The organism is Micromonospora sp. DT31 (genome assembly GCF_049841795.1).
In the GTDB taxonomy this organism is placed as follows: Bacteria; Actinomycetota; Actinomycetes; order Mycobacteriales; family Micromonosporaceae; genus Micromonospora.
This window is the reverse complement of record NZ_JBNCKZ010000011.1, coordinates 72,121-88,163: the sequence shown is the minus strand read 5'-3', so window position 1 is coordinate 88,163 and position 16,043 is coordinate 72,121. Positions and strand designations below refer to the sequence as shown.

Genomic DNA, 16,043 nt, shown 5'->3' with positions numbered 1-16,043 from the left:
GCCGACGGATGTCAAGAAGGGCCCCCTGCTCTACCGGCGGCGTTAACCGGGGGCCCTTCCTTTCACCTCGCGGCGAGCGGCTGCCGGGCCGGGTCGACCGGGGCGGGCAGCTCGCCCACCCCACCCAGGTACGCGTGGACCGCCGCCGCGGCGGCCCGGCCCTCGGCGATCGCCCAGACGATCAGCGAGGCCCCGCGGTGCATGTCCCCGGCGACGAAGACCCCGTCGGCGGCCTGCCAGTCTCCGCGGGCGTCGACCGCGCCCCGGGCGTTGCGGGCCACCCCGAACTGTGCCAGCAGCGGCTGTTGCTCGGTGCCCTCGAAGCCGATTGCCAGCAGCACCAGGTCGGCCGGGATCTCCCGCTCCGAGCCGGGCAGCGGGGTCACGACCCGCCGGCCGTCGACCTTCTCCACGGTCACCTCGGCGATGCGCACCGACCGCACCTGGCCGGTCCCGTCGTCCACGAACTCCTGCACCGCCACCGCGAACACCCGGTCGCCGCCCTCCTCGTGCGCCGGGTAGTTGCGCAGCACCCACGGCCAGGTCGGCCACGGGTCGCGCTCCGCGTCCCGCGACTGCGGCGGCTCCGGGTACAGGTCGAGCTGGTGTACGCCCGCCGCGCCCTGCCGGTGCGCCACGCCCAGGCAGTCGGCGGCGGTGTCGCCACCACCGATGATCACCACATGCTTGCCGGCCGCGTCGATCGGCGTGCCGTCCGGCAGCACGGCCAGGGCGGGCCGCCCGTCCCCGGCGGCGGCCACCACCCGGTTCGCGGCGACCAGGTGCGCCATCGCCTGGTGCACGCCGCGCAACGCCCGCCCGGGCGTCTGCGGGGTGTCCCGGCCCTGCAACGCGCCGCAGGCCAGCAGCACCGCGTCGTGCTCGGCACGTACCTGCTCGGCGGTCACGTCGACGCCCACCGCGACGCCGGTGCGGAACCGCACGCCCTCGGCGGTGAGCTGGGCCAGCCGGCGGTCGATGTGCTGCTTCTCCAACTTGAAGTCGGGGATGCCGTAGCGGAGCAGACCACCGATCGCGTCGTCGCGTTCGTACACGGTGACCGTGTGGCCGGCGCGGGCGAGCTGCTGCGCGGCGGCCAGCCCGGCCGGACCGGAGCCGACCACCGCCACCGAACGGCCGGTCGGCACGGACGCCGGCCGGGGTCGCAACCCGTCGCGGGCCACCGCCGCGTCGGCGATCTCCACCTCGACCTGCTTGATGGTGACCGGCTGCTGACCGCCCAGGCCGAGCACGCAGGCCGCCTCGCACGGCGCCGGGCAGAGCCGGCCGGTGAACTCGGGGAAGTTGTTCGTGGCGTGCAGCGACTCCACCGCGGCGTCCCAGTTGCCGGTGCGGACCAGGTCGTTCCAGTCCGGGATGCGGTTGCCCAGCGGGCATCCGTCGTGGCAGAACGGGATGCCGCAGTCCATGCACCGGGTGGCCTGCTCGCGGACCAGCTCCTCGCCGGCCGGCGGGTAGACCTCCCGCCAGTCGGAGATCCGCACCGGCACCGGCCGGCGGGCGGGCAACCGCCGGTCGTAGCGCAGGAAACCGTTCGGGTCAGGCACGGGCCACCTCCTGGGCGACCGCCCGGGGCGCGGGCGGCAGGGACGCGGAGGCGGGCGTCGACGGCGGGACAGCCGTCGGTGCCAGCGCGCTCATCACCGCGTCGTCGACGTCGTGGCCGGCGGCTTCGGCGGCCCGCATGATCTCCATGACCCGGCGGTAGTCCCGGGGCACCACGGCGGTGAACTCCTCCACCGCCTGCGGCCAGCGCTTGAGCAGCTCCTCGGCGACGGCCGAGTCGGTCTCGGCGAAGTGCCGCTGGACCAGCTCGTGCAGCCGGTCCCGTTCCTCGTCGCGCAGCGGCGACAGGTCGACCAGCTCGGCGTTGACCAACCGCCTGTCGAGCCGGTGCACGAAGGCGGTGCCGCCGGACATGCCGGCGGCGAAGTTGCGCCCGGTCGGCCCGAGCACCACCACCGTGCCGCCGGTCATGTACTCACAGCCGTGGTCACCGAGGCCCTCCACCACGGCCACCGCGCCGGAGTTGCGCACCGCGAACCGCTCCCCCACCCGGCCACGCAGGTAGATCTCACCGCCGGTGGCGCCGTACAGGATGGTGTTGCCGGCGATGATCTGGTCCTCGGCCCGCCGGCCCGGCTCGGCGTGCACGCCGGCGAACGGCGCGGCGGCGTCCGGCCGGACCACGATCCGGCCGCCGGACAGGCCCTTGCCCACGTAGTCGTTGGCGTCGCCGTGCAGGCGCAACGTCACCCCGCGCGGCAGGAACGCGCCGAACGACTGGCCGGCGGTGCCGCGCAGCACGAACTCGATGGTGTCCTCGGGCAGCCCGGCGCCGCCGAAGCGGCGGGTCACCTCGCCACCGAGCATCGCGCCCACGCTGCGGTGCTCGTTGCGCACCGCCACCTCGACCCGGACCGGGGTACGGTCGCGCAGCGCCGGGCCGGCCAGCTCGACGAGCCGGTTGTCGAGCGCCGCGTCGAGTCCGTGGTCCTGGGCCCGTACGCCCCGACGGGACGCGCCCTCGGGCAGCTCGGGCAGGTGCAGCACGCGGCTCAGGTCCAGCCCGTGGCCCTTCCAGTGGTCGATCGCGCCGGTCACGTCGAGCAGCTCGACCTGGCCGATCGCCTCCTCGATGCTGCGGAAGCCCAGCTCGGCCAGGTAGCCCCGGACCTCCTCGGCGAGGAAGAGGAAGAAGTTCTCCACGAACTCCGGCCGGCCGGTGAACCGTTCGCGCAGCACCGGGTTCTGGGTGGCGATGCCGACCGGGCAGGTGTCGAGGTGGCAGACGCGCATCATCACGCAGCCCTCGACGATCAGCGGCGCGGTGGCGAAGCCGAACTCCTCGGCGCCGAGCAGCGCCGCGACCAGCACGTCCCGGCCGGTCTTGAGCTGGCCGTCGACCTGCACGGTGACCCGGTCGCGCAGCTTGTTGAGCAGCAGGGTCTGCTGCGCCTCGGCCAGGCCCAGCTCCCACGGGGTGCCGGCGTGCTTGAGGGAGTTCAGCGGGGACGCGCCGGTGCCGCCGTCGTGCCCGGAGATCAGGATGACGTCGGCCTTGAGCTTGGCCACGCCGGCCGCGACCGTGCCCACGCCCACCTCGCTGACCAGTTTGACGTGCACCCGCGCGCGCGGGTTGACGCACTTCAGGTCGTGGACGAGCTGCGCCAGGTCCTCGATGGAGTAGATGTCGTGGTGCGGCGGCGGGGAGATCAGGCCGACGCCCGGGGTGGCGTGCCGGGTCCGGGCGATCCACGGCCAGACCTTGTTGCCGGGGAGTTGCCCACCCTCGCCGGGCTTCGCGCCCTGGGCCATCTTGATCTGGAGGTCGTCGGCGTTGACCAGGTATTCGCTCGTCACGCCGAACCGGCCGCTGGCGATCTGCTTGACCGCCGAACGGCGGGCCGGGTCGTGCAGCCGCTCGACGTCCTCGCCGCCCTCGCCGGTGTTGGACTTGCCGCCGAGCCGGTTCATCGCGATGGCGAGAGTCTCGTGCGCCTCGGCCGAGATCGACCCGTACGACATGGCGCCGGTGGCGAACCGCTTGACGATCTCGGTGGCCGGCTCGACCTCGTCCAGCGGCACCGCCGGGCGTACGCCGGTGCGCACCGTGAACAGCCCGCGCAGCGAGCCGGACTTCGCGGCCAGCTCGTCGACCTTGGCGGTGTACTGCCGGAAGACGTCGTACTGGCGGCTGCGGGTGGCGTGCTGGAGCAGGAAGACCGTCTCCGGGTTGAACAGGTGCAGCTCGCCCTCGCGGCGCCACTGGTACTCGCCACCGACCTCCAGCCGGTCGCTGGCCTGGGCACCCGGCGCCGGCCAGGCCAGCGCGTGCCGGGCGGCCACCTCGGCGTGGATCTCGGCCAGGCCGATGCCGCCGATGGTGCTCGGAGTGCCGCGGAAGTAGCGGTCGACCAGGCGGCTGTCCAGGCCGACGGCCTCGAACACCTGCGCCCCGCAGTACGACGACACGGTCGAGATGCCCATCTTGGACATGATCTTCAGGACGCCCTTGCCGAGCGCCTTGACGTAGTTGCGGACCGCCTTGGCCGCCAGCTTCGATGGCGGCTCATCCGGCTCAGCCTGGTCGACACGTGTCAATACGCCGGTGGAGATCATGTCCTCCACCGACTCGAAGGCCAGGTACGGGTTGACCGCCGCCGCGCCGTAGCCGATGAGCACGGCCGCGTGGTGCACCTCGCGGCAGTCGCCGGACTCGACGATCAGCGCCACCTGCGTCCGGGTCTGCTCGCGGACCAGATGCTGGTGCACCGCGGCGGTGAGCAGCAGCGACGGGATCGGGGCCAGGTCGGCGTTGGAGTCCCGGTCGGAGAGCACCAGGATGCGGACGCCGTCCTCGATCGCCTCCGAGACGTGCCGACAGATCTCGGTCAACCGGGCCTTGATGCCGGCGCCGCCGTCGCGGATGCGGTAGAGGCCGGACACCCGGACCGCCTTGAAACCGGGCAGGTCACCGTCCTCGTCGATGGAGAGGATCTTGGCCAGCTCGTCGTTGTCGATCACCGGGTGGGGCAGCACGATCTGGCGACAGCTCGCCGCGCCCGGGTCCAGCAGGTTGCCCTCCGGCCCGATGGTGGACGCCAGGCTGGTCACCAGCTCCTCCCGGATGGCGTCCAGCGGCGGGTTGGTGACCTGGGCGAAGAGCTGGTGGAAGTAGTCGTAGAGCAGCCGCGGCCGGGTGGACAGCGGCGCGATCGGGGTGTCGGTGCCCATCGAGCCGATCGGCTCCGCGCCGCTGCGGGCCATCGGGCCGAGCAGGATCTTCAGCTCCTCCTCGGTGTAGCCGAAGGTCTGCTGCCGGCGGCGTACCGAGTCGTGGGTGTAGACGGTGTGCTCGCGCGGCGGCAGGTCGTCCAGCTCGATCAGGCCGGCGTGCAGCCAGTCCTGGTACGGCTGCGCGGCCGCCAGCTCGGTCTTGATCTCGTCGTCGGAGACGATCCGGCCGTTGACGGTGTCGACCAGGAACATCTTCCCGGGCTGGAGCCGGCCCTTGGCGACCACGGTGGCCGGGTCGAGGTCCAGCACGCCCGCCTCGCTGCCCAGCACCACCAGGCCGTCGGCCGTGTGCCACCAGCGGCCCGGACGCAGGCCGTTGCGGTCGAGCACCGCGCCGACGACCTCGCCGTCGGTGAACGCCACCGACGCCGGGCCGTCCCACGGCTCCATCAGGCTGGCGTGGAAGCGGTAGAACGCGCGCTTGTCGGCGCGCATGTCCGGATCGTTCTCCCACGCCTCCGGGATCATCATCAGCACCGCGTGCGGCAGGCTCCGCCCGGCCAGGTGCAGCAGTTCGAGGACCTCGTCGAAGTTGGCGGAGTCGGACGCGGCCGGCGTGCAGACCGGGAAGACCCGGCGGATGTTGCCCGGCACGTTCGGACTGCGCAGCAGCGCCTCCCGCGCCTGCATCCAGTTGCGGTTGCCCCGGATCGTGTTGATCTCGCCGTTGTGCGCGATGAACCGGTACGGGTGCGCCAGCGGCCAGGACGGGAACGTGTTGGTGGAGAACCGGGAGTGGACCAGGGCGATGGCGCTTTCCACCCGCTCGTCGGTCAGCTCCGGGTAGAACGCCGGGAGCTGGTCCGGGGTGAGCATGCCCTTCCACACCATCGTCCGGCCGGACAGCGACGGGAAGTATGCCGGCACGCCACGCTCGGCGGTCTCCCGCTCGACCTGCTTGCGCAGGCAGAACGCCACCCGGTCCAGGTCGAGCCCGGACAACGGGGAGCCGGCCGGGCCGGCCGGCGAGTCGGTCAACCGGTGCGCGGCCAGGAAGAGCTGCCGGACCCGGGGCATCGCCGCGAGCGCGGTCTCCCCCAGGCCGGACGCGTCGGTCGGCACGTCCCGCCAGCCGAGCACGTCGGCGCCCTCGACGAGCGCGTACTTGTCCACCACGTGCCGGGCCCGGGCCTCGGCCGCGTCGTCGTCGGGCAGGAACACCAGGCCGGTGGCGTACTGGCCGGCCGGGGGCAGCGGGAAGTCGACCGTGGCACGCAGGAACGCGTCCGGCACCTGGATCATGATGCCGGCGCCGTCCCCGGTGTTGTGCTCCGCGCCCCTGGCGCCCCGGTGGTCCAGCCGGCACAGCGCCCCGAGGCCGTTCGCGACGACCTGGTGCGAGCGCCGGCCGCGCAGGTCCGCCACGAAGGCCACCCCGCAGGCGTCATGCTCGTACGCGGGGTCGTACAGGCCCGCCGTCGGCGCGGCCGGCTGCGGGCGAAGAGGGTACGGAAAGGCCACCGGGCCTCCTGTCGTCACTCAGGATGGATCATGATGGGGACGACGTCGGCCCTCTGCGGTTTATTGAGTCTACGTTAGGGCTTCCGGCGCAAGGCCAGTTCAGATTGATCACACTTCCAGATGCTGGGAGCTGTAGTCTCGCGCGGTGGATGTAGCGCGAGCGGCCGCACTCGACCGGTTGGAACGGTTCTACGACGCGGTGCCCCGCGACGGGGCCCGGACCGAGGACTTCGGCGCTCTGGTGCTGTTCGTCCGGGACGGTGCCGGTTGGCCGTTCTACGCCCGGCCCCGCCCCGACGCCACCCGCACCGCCTCCCTGGCCGACGTGACCGAGGTCCGCGCCCGCCAGCGGGCACTGGGCCTGCCGGAGACGTTCGAATGGGTGCACGAACACCAACCGGACCTGCTGGCGGTCGCCCGCTCGGCCGGGCTGGCCGTGCTGGAGGCGCCGCTGATGCTGCTGGAACCGGAGCGGCTGCCCGAACCGGGCACCCTCAGCGACGTACCGGTGCGGGTGCTCGACCCCGGCGACCCCGGCTTCGCCACGGACATCGCCCTACGGCGGGCGGTCGCGGCGGTCGGCTTCGCCCACGGCGGCACCGCCCGGGGCGAGGCCGGCCCCGCCGACCGGGACGCCGCCCTCGCCCAGCTGGACGTCGCCGCGCTGCAGGAGGAGGCCACCCGGATCGTTGACGGCCGGCGCATCTCGGTGCTCGCCGGGACGCCCGACGAGGGCGCGCTGGCCAGCGGCATGGCCATGCGGGTGGACGACGTGGCGGAGATCGCCGGGGTGGCGACGCTGCCGTCGGCCCGCCGCCGCGGCCTGGGCGCGGCGGTGACCGCCACGCTGGCCCACGAGCTGCGCGCCGACGGCACCGACCTGATCTTCCTGAGCGCCGGCAGCGAGGACATCGCCCGGGTCTACCTGCGGGTCGGCTTCCGCCGCGTGGGCACCGCGTGCATCGCCGAGCCCGCCGCCGTCATCTGAGCGTCCACCGGCCGGTCAGGACGGCGGCTGCCAGTCGGCGGCCGCTGCGGCGGCCGTGTTGCGCAGCCGAGGGCTGATCGTGCCGAGTGCGGCGTCCCGGGCGCGCAGCGCCAACCGGCCTCGGGCCTGCAGCACCGCAGACATCCGCCGGGTCTGCCGGACCATGGTGGCCGCGCGGGGGCGCCGCAACCTGTCGTACGCGGTCACCGCGTCCGGCAGCCGCGACTCCCGCAGCAGCCCGGCGAGCGTGGCTGCGTCCTCGAACGCCAGGCAGGCGCCCTGCCCCAGGTGCGGCGGCATGGCGTGCGCGGCGTCGCCGAGCAGCACCACACCACCGGGGCCGGCCGGGAAGCCGTACGAGCGGGGCAGCGGACGCAGCTCGCGGATCTCCTGCTGCACCACGTCGGCCGGGTCGGTCGCCTCCAGCAGCGTGGCGATCGGCCCGGGCCAACCCGCGAACCAGCGCTTGAGCAGGGCGAGCTGGATCTCCGGCGGCTCCGGCCGGGGTGCGCCGGCTGCGGTCGCCACCCAGTAGATGCCGCCCCGGCGGGAAGCCCCGGCGGTGCCCCGCTCGCCGAGCGAGGCGGCCAGGAAGCGGTAGCCGGCGCCGAGCGTCTCCCCGTGCACCGGCTGGTCGTCCGGCAGTTGCGGGGCCCGGTACCAGGGGATGACGGCCCGCCAGGCGGCGCAGCCGGAGCTGACCACCTTCGCCTCCGGGGCCAGGTGGCGGCGCAGACCGCTGTCCGTGCCGTCGGCCGCCACCACCAGGTCGGCCTCGTACGTGTGCCGGCCGTCACCCACCGTGGGACGCTGCCCGGAGGCCGCGCGTACGCTGCGCACGGTCACCCCGGTCCGCAGTTCCACTCGGTCGCCCAGCCCGGCGATGAGCGCGTCGTGCAGGTCCTCCCGGTGCACCACCACCGGCATCCGCTCCGCCGGGGTGGCCCGGGGCTGCACCAGCCACTGCCCGTCCGGGCGGCGGACCCCACCGTCGGGCAGCGGGGTGGCGATCGCGTCCAGCCCGTCGCCGAGGCCGAGGGCGCGCAGCGCGCGGACCCCGTTCGGCCAGAGCACCACGGCGGTCGCCTCCGGCCGGACCCGGTCGGCCCGCTCCAGCAGTGTGACCTGCCATCCCGAGCGGGCCAGCACACCGGCCACCGCCAGCCCGCCGAGACCGGCACCGACCACCACCGCGCTGCGCATGCGACCCCCGCTCAGCTGTCCCGGTCGGCGGATCGTCCGCCGGCGTCCGCCCGGGCGTCGCGCGCCGTGCCGGCGCCGGTGCGGTCATCCGTACCGGCGTCGTCCGTGCCGTCGTCCGTGCCGTCGTCGTCCGCGGTGGCGGTGTCGTCGTCCGCGGTGGTGGTGTCGTCGGTCGTGGTGGTGTCGTCGGTCCGGGCGGAGTCGTCGACGTCCGGTTCGGCGTCCGGTGGGGGCAGCACGCCGGTCTCCCGGTAGGCGCGGAACTGCTCCTCGGACACCACCCGGTATCCCTCCGGCGCGACCGGCCGCGAGCCGGTCTCCCCGGCGGACAGGTCGACCTGGGACACGTCACCGCCGGGCACCGGCGCGGCGGCCGTCTCCCCCACCGGCACCACGTACTCCCGGGGGCCACGGACCCGGACGAAATAGGCGAGCGCAGCGAGGAAGACCAGCGCGGCGGTCCAGACGTTGAGCCGTACGCCGAGGATCAGGTGGGCCTCGTCGGTGCGCATCAGCTCGATCCAGAACCGGCCCACCGTGTAGCCCATCACGTAGAGCGCGAACGCCCGGCCCCGACCCAGCCGCAGCTTGCGGTCGACGAGCAGCACCAGCGCGGCGACGCCGATGTTCCAGAGCGCCTCGTAGAGGAACGCCGGGTGGTAGAGCCCGGGCTGGAGCACCGGGTTCCCGGCGTCGTCGCGCAACGCGTGACCCGGGTTGTCCGGGTCCATCACGTGCACCTCGAGGCCCCAGGGCAGCGTGGTCCGGCCGCCGTACAGCTCGTTGTTGAACCAGTTACCCAACCGGCCGACCGCCTGCGCCAGCGGGAGCCCGGGCGCCAGCGCGTCGGCGACCACCGCGAACGGGATGCCGAGCTGACGTGCGGCGAGCCACGCGCCGACCGCGCCACCGGCCACCGCGCCCCAGATGCCCAGGCCGCCCTCCCAGATGTACAGCGCCTTGAGCGGCTCACCGCCGGAGCCGAAGTATTTCTCCGGCGAGGTGATGACGTGGTAGATCCGGGCGCCGATGATGCCGGCCGGCACGGCCCAGACGGCGATGTCGAGCACCGCACCCGGCGCCACGCCGCGACGACGCAGCCGGTACTCGGTGACCACGCAGGCCACCACGATGCCGGCGATGATGCAGAGCGCGTACGCCCGGATCGGAACCGGACCGAGCTGCCAGACAGCGGTGCTGGGGCTGGGCATGGCCGCCAGTGGGCTCATCGGGGCGTAGGTCACGGGTGCACACGGTACCGGTGCGGGAGGGGTCGGCGGCACCCCGGTCCGCCGGCACGCCCGCGACGCGGGCGCGGGGCCGACGCCGGACGGCCGGTCGGGACCAGGTCAGCGGACCGGGTTGCGGACGCCCTCGGCGAGTTCGGCGCTGAGCCGACGCAGGGCGCTCAGGCCGGCGGCCTGGTCCGGGGCGTCGAGCACGCACCGGACCAACGCGCTGCCCACGATCACCGCGTCGGCGTAACCGGCGACGGTGGCGGCCTGCGCGCCGGTGCCCACGCCCAGCCCCACCCCGACCGGCAGGTCGGTGACCTCGCGCAGCCGGGAGACCAGGATCGGCGCGGCGTCGGAGGTCTGCGCGCGGGCGCCGGTGACCCCCATGATCGCGGTGGCGTAGACGAAGCCGCGGCAGTGCTCGGCGGTCATCCGCAGCCGCGCGTCCGTGGACGACGGCGACACCAGGAACGTGCGGTCCAGGCCGTGCGCGTCGGACGCGGCCAGCCACTCGGCGGCCTCGTCCGGGATCAGGTCCGGGGTGATCAGGCCGGTGCCGCCGGCGGCGGCCATGTCCCGGGCGAACGCGTCGACGCCGTACTGCTCGATCGGGTTCCAGTAGGTCATCGTGACCACGCTGGCCCCGGACGCGGCGACCGCCTCGACGACGCGCAGCGCGTCCGCGGTACGGACGCCGCCGGCCAGCGCGATGTCGCTGGCCCGCTGGATGACCGGGCCGTCCATCACCGGGTCGGAGTAGGGGATCTCCACCTCGATGACGTCCACGCCCGCCTCGACCATCGCGGTCATGGCGGCGATGCTGCCCTCGACGGTCGGGAAGCCGGCCGGCATGCAGCCGACGAGCACGGCCCGCCCGTCGGCCCGGGCCTTGTCGAAGGCGACCCCGATGCGGCTCACGCTGTCACTCCTTGTCGAGGATGCCGAAGTAGGCGCCGGCGGTGTGCACGTCCTTGTCGCCCCGGCCGGACAGGTTGACCACGATCACCGGCTCCCGGCCCAGCTCGGCGGCGAGTTCCGGGGCGATGCGGCGGGTCCCGGCCAGCGCGTGCGCGCTCTCGATCGCCGGGATCACGCCCTCGGTGCGGCAGAGCAGCTCGAACGCGGCCATCGCCTCGGCGTCGTCGACCGGCTGGTAGACGGCCCGCCCGGTGTCGTGCAGCCAGGCGTGTTCCGGCCCGACGCCCGGGTAGTCCAGGCCGGCGGAGATGGAATGCGACTCGATGGTCTGACCGTCGGCGTCCTGGAGCACGTAGGTGCGGGTGCCGTGCAGCACCCCGGACGAACCGCCGGTGATGCTGGCCGCGTGCCGGCCGGTGGCCACGCCCTCGCCGCCGGCCTCGAAGCCGTACAACCGCACCCCGGCGTCCGGCACGAAGGCGTGGAAGATGCCCAGCGCGTTGGAGCCGCCGCCGACGCAGGCGGCGACCGCGTCCGGCAGCGCGCCGGTCAGGTCCAGGCACTGCTGGCGGGCCTCCACCCCGATGCCGCGGACGAAGTCACGGACCATCTCCGGGAACGGGTGCGGCCCGGCGGCGGTGCCGATCAGGTAGTGGGTGTCGTCGACGTTGGCGACCCAGTCCCGCAGCGCCTCGTTCATCGCGTCCTTGAGCGTGCGCGAGCCGGCGGTCACCGGGACGACCGTGGCGCCGAGCATCCGCATCCGGGCGACGTTGAGCGCCTGCCGCTCGGTGTCCACCTGACCCATGTAGACCACGCACTCGAGGTCGAACAGGGCGGCGGCGGTGGCGGTGGCCACGCCGTGCTGCCCGGCGCCGGTCTCCGCGATCACCCGCCGCTTGCCCATCCGCCGGGTGAGCAGCGCCTGGCCGAGCACGTTGCGCACCTTGTGGGCGCCGGTGTGGTTCAGGTCCTCCCGCTTGAGCAGGACCCGCGCCCCGACCTGGGCGGAGAGTCGCCGGGCCTCGTACAGCGGCGACGGGGTGTGCGCGTAGTCGCGCAGCAGTGCGTGGAACTCGGCGAGGAACTCCTCGTCGCCCATCGCCTTGCGGTAGGCCGCGTCCAGCTCGTCGAGCGCCGCGACCAGCGCCTCGGGAACGAACCGACCCCCGAACCGGCCGAAGTGACCGGCGGCGTCGGGGACCTGGCCGGCTGCGGGTGCGGCGCTCATCGCGGGGCGTCCTCTCGGATCGGGTGACCCGGTGCGTTCAGCGCACGGGTCGGGGCGTGGCCGGGTGGTTGCCGGCGTTGACCAGTTCCGCGACCGCCTCGCGCGGACTCTTCTGGGTGACCAGGCCCTCGCCCACGAGAACCGCGTCGGCGCCGGCCGAGGCGTACCGGATCAGGTCGTGCGGGCCGCGCACCCCGGACTCGGCGATCTTGACCACGCGGCTCGGCAGGCCGGGCGCGATGCGCTCGAACACCGAGCGGTCGACCTCCAGCGTACGCAGGTCGCGGGCGTTGACCCCGATGACCTGCGCGCCGGCCTCCAGGGCGCGGTCGGCCTCCTCCTCGGTGTGCACCTCGACGAGCGCGGTCATGCCCAGCGACTCGATCCGCTCCAGCAGGCCGACGAGCGCGTTCTGCTCCAGCGCGGCGACGATCAGCAGCACCAGGTCGGCGCCGTGCGCGCGGGCCTCGTGCACCTGGTAGCTGGAGACGACGAAGTCCTTGCGCAGCACCGGCACGTTCACCGCCGCGCGGACCGCCGCCAGGTCGTCAAGCGAGCCGCCGAACCAGCGGCCCTCGGTGAGCACGCTGATCGCGCGCGCGCCACCGGCGGCGTAGTCGCCGGCCAGGTCCGCCGGGTCGGCGATCTCGGCCAGCCGCCCCTTGGACGGCGACGAGCGCTTCACCTCGGCGATCACGGCCACGCCGGGGCGGCGCAGGGCCGCGTACGCGTCCAGCGGCGGTGGCGCGGCGGCGGCCAGTTCACGGATCCGCTCCAGCGGAACCTGCTCCTGCCGGCGGGCCACGTCCTCGCGCACGCCGGCCAGGATCTCGTCCAGTACGCCTGCGGACGGCGCCGTCGTGGTGTCGTCCCCCTCGGGGGCATGCTCAGCAGTCACCAACGGACTCCCCTCTCCGGGTGTCATGGGCCGATGCTAGGGGGCGCCACCTGGCGACACGTGCCGGGGGGTATGGCGCACCTCACGAAATGGGCTGTGGCATGATGGCCGACTTCGGGTGAACGCGCGGTCACGTAGCGCCACGACATGCATCGACTGCCGCCCATGCCCTATCTCACCACGACCGGCCCGGCTCCGCACCGGGCGGCGTGTGCCGGCGACTGTGACCAAGGTCAAGGACTTCCGACCCTGCCCAGGTCCGCCCGCCTGTCGGACAGTTGACCTGCGCTTCACGGCGCCGAAACCCGGGTCCGGCAGCCTGTTGCTCAGGCAGACTCGACCCCGGCGGCTGCGACCGTCGCCATACGATCTCGTGCGGAGTGGACCATGAGCACCAGCAGCCCGAACCAGGCCATCGGACTGACCACCATCTCCCGGACCGTCGCCTCCCTCGCCGTCGGCGTGGTGCACACGCTGGAACGGACGGTGGCCGGCGACGGACGGATGCGCACCGCCCAGGGCAACGCCTGGGAGGCGGTCTGCGCCGACCGTGCCCGGGCTGCCCAGCGCCGCGAGCTGGAGCGGCTGGTGGCCGAGCTGGCCGCCGCACGGGCCGCGGCCCGTGCCCGCCGGGACGTGCGCGAGTCCCAGCCGGTCAGCTGACCGTCGGGTCCTCGCCCCGGTCCAGCGCGTCCCACGCGTCCCGGTTGCCCCGTTCGACCGCCGGCCGGCGATCGGCGTCGGCGGTCCCGGCGTCTCCCGGCCGCCGCTCGTAGCGGGCGCCCATCGCCGGCCAGCCGTCGCCGCGCAACACGGTGTAGACCCCACCGGCGGCCAGGGCGAGGCCACCGAGGAGCACCAGCGCCGGCCACTGACGGCTCACCCCGGTCTCGGCCAGGCCGACGCCGCCGCCGGCCGCGACCGCCAGGCCGACCGCCGCCAGCAACACGCCGAGCAGGCGGCGCAGCCGGCCCCGGGTGGCCAGCAGCACGCCGACCCCGGCCAACCCCACGTAGGCCAGCGCCGACACCCAGGGCAGCAGCTCCGCGCCGGTGCGGTCCTGCTGTCCGGGCGGCAGCGAGCCGCGCGCGGTCGGCTCGACCGACCAGGTCCGGGTCACCGCCCAGGCGGCCAGACCCGCGCCGGCCAGGCACAGCAGGAGCGTGTACGCCAGCTCGCGCCGGCCCCGCGGCGCCGGCGCGCCGGTCGGGGGTCCGCCCGCCGGGCCGGCCCCGTCGGCCTGGTCCGGTTCGCGGTCGGGGCCGTTCACCGGGCCGGCCGCAGGGTCTCGGCGGCGGCGATCGCGGCGAGCACGGCGGCGGCCTTGCTGCGCGTCTCCTGCTCCTCGGCGACCGGATCGGAATCGGCCACCACTCCGGCACCGGCCTGCACGTAGGCTCGCCCGTCGCGGATCAGGGCGGTCCGGATCGCGATGGCCATGTCCAGGTCACCGCCGAACGCGAAGTAGCCGACGGTGCCGCCGTAGACGCCGCGGCGGACCGGCTCCAACTCCTCGATGATCTCCATGGCGCGTACCTTGGGCGCGCCGCTGAGGGTGCCGGCGGGGAACGTCGCGGCCAGCGCGTCGAAGGCGGTGCGGTCGGGGCGCAGCTCCCCCACCACGGTGGAGACGATGTGCATGACGTGGCTGTAGCGCTCGATGGTGGCGAACTCCGGCACCTCGACCGTGCCCGGCCGGCAGACCCGACCCAGGTCGTTGCGGCCCAGGTCGACGAGCATGACGTGCTCGGCGCGCTCCTTGGGGTCGCCGAGCAGTTCGGTGGCGAGCTTGGCGTCGCCCGCCGGGGAGCCGCCACGCGGCCGGGTGCCGGCGATCGGGTGCAGCAACGCCCGGCGGCGTCCGTCCCGGCCGGCACTGACCTTGAGGTGCGCCTCGGGGGACGAGCCGACGATGTCGAAGCCGTCGAAGCGCAGCAGGTACATGTACGGGCTGGGGTTGGTGGTGCGCAGCACCCGGTAGACGTCGAGCGGGTCGGCGTCGGTGGGCCGCTCGAAGCGCTGGCTGAGCACGATCTGGAAGCACTCGCCGGCCCGGATCGCCTCCTTGGCCTTCGCCACCGCCGCCGGATAGTCGCCGTCGGGCGTCCGGCTGGTCACCGCGCCGACGTCGGGCCGGTGGACGGTGGAGACCATGGGCGGAATCGGTCGGGACAGCGCCGTGGTCATGGCGTCGAGTCGGCCCACCGCGTGGTGGTAGGCGGCGGCGACCCGCTGCGCCCGGTCGGGCTCGTCGAACGGGGGCAGCACCGCGTTGGCGACCAGGATCGCCGAGCCCTCGTAGTGGTCGAGCACCACCAGGTCGGTGGCGAGCATCATGCCCAGCTCGGGCACGTCCAGCTCGTCGACGGTCAGCTCGGGCAGCCGCTCGAACCGGCGGACCAGGTCGTAGCCGAGGTAGCCGACCAGCCCGCCGGTGAGCGGCGGCATGTCGCCGGCCGGGTCCCAGGCCGGGCCGGCGAGCGCGGCGACGGTTTCCCGCAGCACGGTGACCGGGTCGCCGCTGCTCGGCACGCCGGCCGGCGGCGTGCCGGTCCAGCCGGCGACGCCGTCGCGTTCGGTGAGCGTGGCGCTGCTGCGTACGCCGATGAACGAGTAGCGCGACCAGGCCGTGCCGGCGGAACCGACGCCCTGCTCGGCGGACTCCAGCAGGAACGTGCCGGGGCCACCGGCCAGCTTGCGGTAGACCCCGACCGGGGTCTCGGCGTCGGCCAGCAGCCGCCGGGTGACCGGCACGACGCGCCAGCGGGCGGCCAGGTCGGTGAAGGTGGACCGGTCCGGGTGGACCACGCCGTCGGTCACCGGGTCACCTCCGGGGTGTGCACGGGCAGGTCGGTGAAGAAGCAGGTGCGGTGCCCGGTGTGGCAGGCCGCGCCGACCTGCTCCACGCTGACCAGCAGCGCGTCCCCGTCGCAGTCCAGGGCGACGGAGCGGACGTACTGGTGGTGGCCGGAGGTGGCGCCCTTGACCCAGTACTCGCCGCGGCTGCGCGACCAGTAGGTGGCCCGGCCGGTGGTGAGGGTGCGGTGCAGCGCCTCGTCGTCCATCCAGGCGACCATCAGCACCTCGCCGGAGTCGTGGGCCCGGACCACGGCGGCGACCAGGCCGTCGGGGGTGCGGCGCAGCTTGGCCGCGATGGCCGGGTCGAGCCGGGAGGGCCGGGCCGGGCCGGGGACGGCGGCGCCGGGGTGAGCGGGAGCGCCGGTCGGCGGCGGTTCAGAGGCGGGCACGGTTGACCATTCTCCCGTACGCGGCACCGACGCCGCCGAC

Annotated in this window: 12 protein-coding genes; 2 read left to right on the top strand and 10 right to left on the bottom strand. The window is 74.3% G+C overall.

Going from position 1 to position 16,043, the window contains the following annotated elements; translation table 11 throughout:
* Positions 1–62: 62 nt before the first annotated feature.
* Positions 63–1,568: a glutamate synthase subunit beta gene (locus tag ACLQ2X_RS19340; protein WP_425682448.1), complete on the bottom strand. Its 1,506-nt coding sequence runs from the start codon at positions 1,566–1,568 to the stop codon at positions 63–65.
* Complete coding sequence (gltB, locus tag ACLQ2X_RS19335; RefSeq protein WP_425682447.1) at positions 1,561–6,282, bottom strand: glutamate synthase large subunit; 4,722 nt, start codon at positions 6,280–6,282, stop codon at positions 1,561–1,563. Before gltB ends, ACLQ2X_RS19340 begins: the two co-directional genes overlap by 8 nt.
* Before the next feature lie 145 nt (positions 6,283–6,427).
* On the opposite strand from gltB, the gene ACLQ2X_RS19330 reads away from it, so the two are divergent.
* Complete coding sequence (locus ACLQ2X_RS19330; protein ID WP_425682446.1) at positions 6,428–7,270, top strand: GNAT family N-acetyltransferase; 843 nt, start codon at positions 6,428–6,430, stop codon at positions 7,268–7,270.
* A gap of 15 nt (positions 7,271–7,285) precedes the next feature.
* Here ACLQ2X_RS19330 and ACLQ2X_RS19325 read toward each other — a convergent pair whose 3' ends face one another.
* The 5 genes from ACLQ2X_RS19325 to trpC form a co-directional block, all read right to left on the bottom strand.
* Positions 7,286–8,473: an FAD-dependent oxidoreductase gene (locus tag ACLQ2X_RS19325; RefSeq protein WP_425682445.1), complete on the bottom strand. Its 1,188-nt coding sequence runs from the start codon at positions 8,471–8,473 to the stop codon at positions 7,286–7,288.
* Between the two features lie 11 nt (positions 8,474–8,484).
* Positions 8,485–9,702: a prolipoprotein diacylglyceryl transferase gene (lgt, locus tag ACLQ2X_RS19320; RefSeq protein ID WP_425682527.1), complete on the bottom strand. Its 1,218-nt coding sequence runs from the start codon at positions 9,700–9,702 to the stop codon at positions 8,485–8,487.
* A 120-nt stretch (positions 9,703–9,822) separates the two neighbouring features.
* A complete protein-coding gene (gene trpA, locus ACLQ2X_RS19315) occupies positions 9,823–10,626 on the bottom strand; it encodes a tryptophan synthase subunit alpha (RefSeq protein WP_425682444.1) in 804 nt (267 codons plus the stop codon).
* A 4-nt stretch (positions 10,627–10,630) separates the two neighbouring features.
* A complete protein-coding gene (gene trpB / locus ACLQ2X_RS19310) occupies positions 10,631–11,857 on the bottom strand; it encodes a tryptophan synthase subunit beta (protein ID WP_425682443.1) in 1,227 nt (408 codons plus the stop codon).
* Between the two features lie 37 nt (positions 11,858–11,894).
* Complete coding sequence (trpC, locus tag ACLQ2X_RS19305) at positions 11,895–12,755, bottom strand: indole-3-glycerol phosphate synthase TrpC (protein ID WP_425682442.1); 861 nt, start codon at positions 12,753–12,755, stop codon at positions 11,895–11,897.
* A gap of 387 nt (positions 12,756–13,142) precedes the next feature.
* Here trpC and ACLQ2X_RS19300 point away from each other — a divergent pair, with 387 nt between their 5' ends.
* A complete protein-coding gene (locus ACLQ2X_RS19300) occupies positions 13,143–13,418 on the top strand; it encodes a hypothetical protein (protein ID WP_425682441.1) in 276 nt (91 codons plus the stop codon).
* Here the strand turns inward: ACLQ2X_RS19300 and ACLQ2X_RS19295 are convergent.
* The 3 genes from ACLQ2X_RS19295 to hisI are packed head-to-tail and all read right to left on the bottom strand — an operon-like array spanning position 13,411 to position 16,003.
* Positions 13,411–14,025 (bottom strand): Trp biosynthesis-associated membrane protein, encoded by a 615-nt coding sequence (locus tag ACLQ2X_RS19295; protein ID WP_425682440.1) that lies wholly within the window; start codon positions 14,023–14,025, stop codon positions 13,411–13,413. The genes ACLQ2X_RS19300 and ACLQ2X_RS19295 overlap by 8 nt on opposite strands.
* Positions 14,022–15,575, bottom strand: coding sequence for an anthranilate synthase component I (locus ACLQ2X_RS19290; RefSeq protein WP_425682439.1), 1,554 nt, complete (start codon positions 15,573–15,575; stop codon positions 14,022–14,024). Before ACLQ2X_RS19290 ends, ACLQ2X_RS19295 begins: the two co-directional genes overlap by 4 nt.
* Entirely contained in the window at positions 15,572–16,003 is a 432-nt protein-coding gene (gene hisI, locus ACLQ2X_RS19285; protein WP_425682438.1) for a phosphoribosyl-AMP cyclohydrolase, read from the bottom strand. Before hisI ends, ACLQ2X_RS19290 begins: the two co-directional genes overlap by 4 nt.
* Positions 16,004–16,043 lie beyond the last annotated feature (40 nt).

Coding starts and splice junctions, on each gene's coding strand:
- ACLQ2X_RS19325 (WP_425682445.1), bottom strand. CDS start 8,473: ATGCGCAGCGCGGTGGTGGTCGGTGCCGGTCTCGGCGGGCTGGCGGTG.
- lgt (WP_425682527.1), bottom strand. CDS start 9,702: ATGAGCCCACTGGCGGCCATGCCCAGCCCCAGCACCGCTGTCTGGCAG.
- trpB (WP_425682443.1), bottom strand. CDS start 11,857: ATGAGCGCCGCACCCGCAGCCGGCCAGGTCCCCGACGCCGCCGGTCAC.
- ACLQ2X_RS19300 (WP_425682441.1), top strand. CDS start 13,143: ATGAGCACCAGCAGCCCGAACCAGGCCATCGGACTGACCACCATCTCC.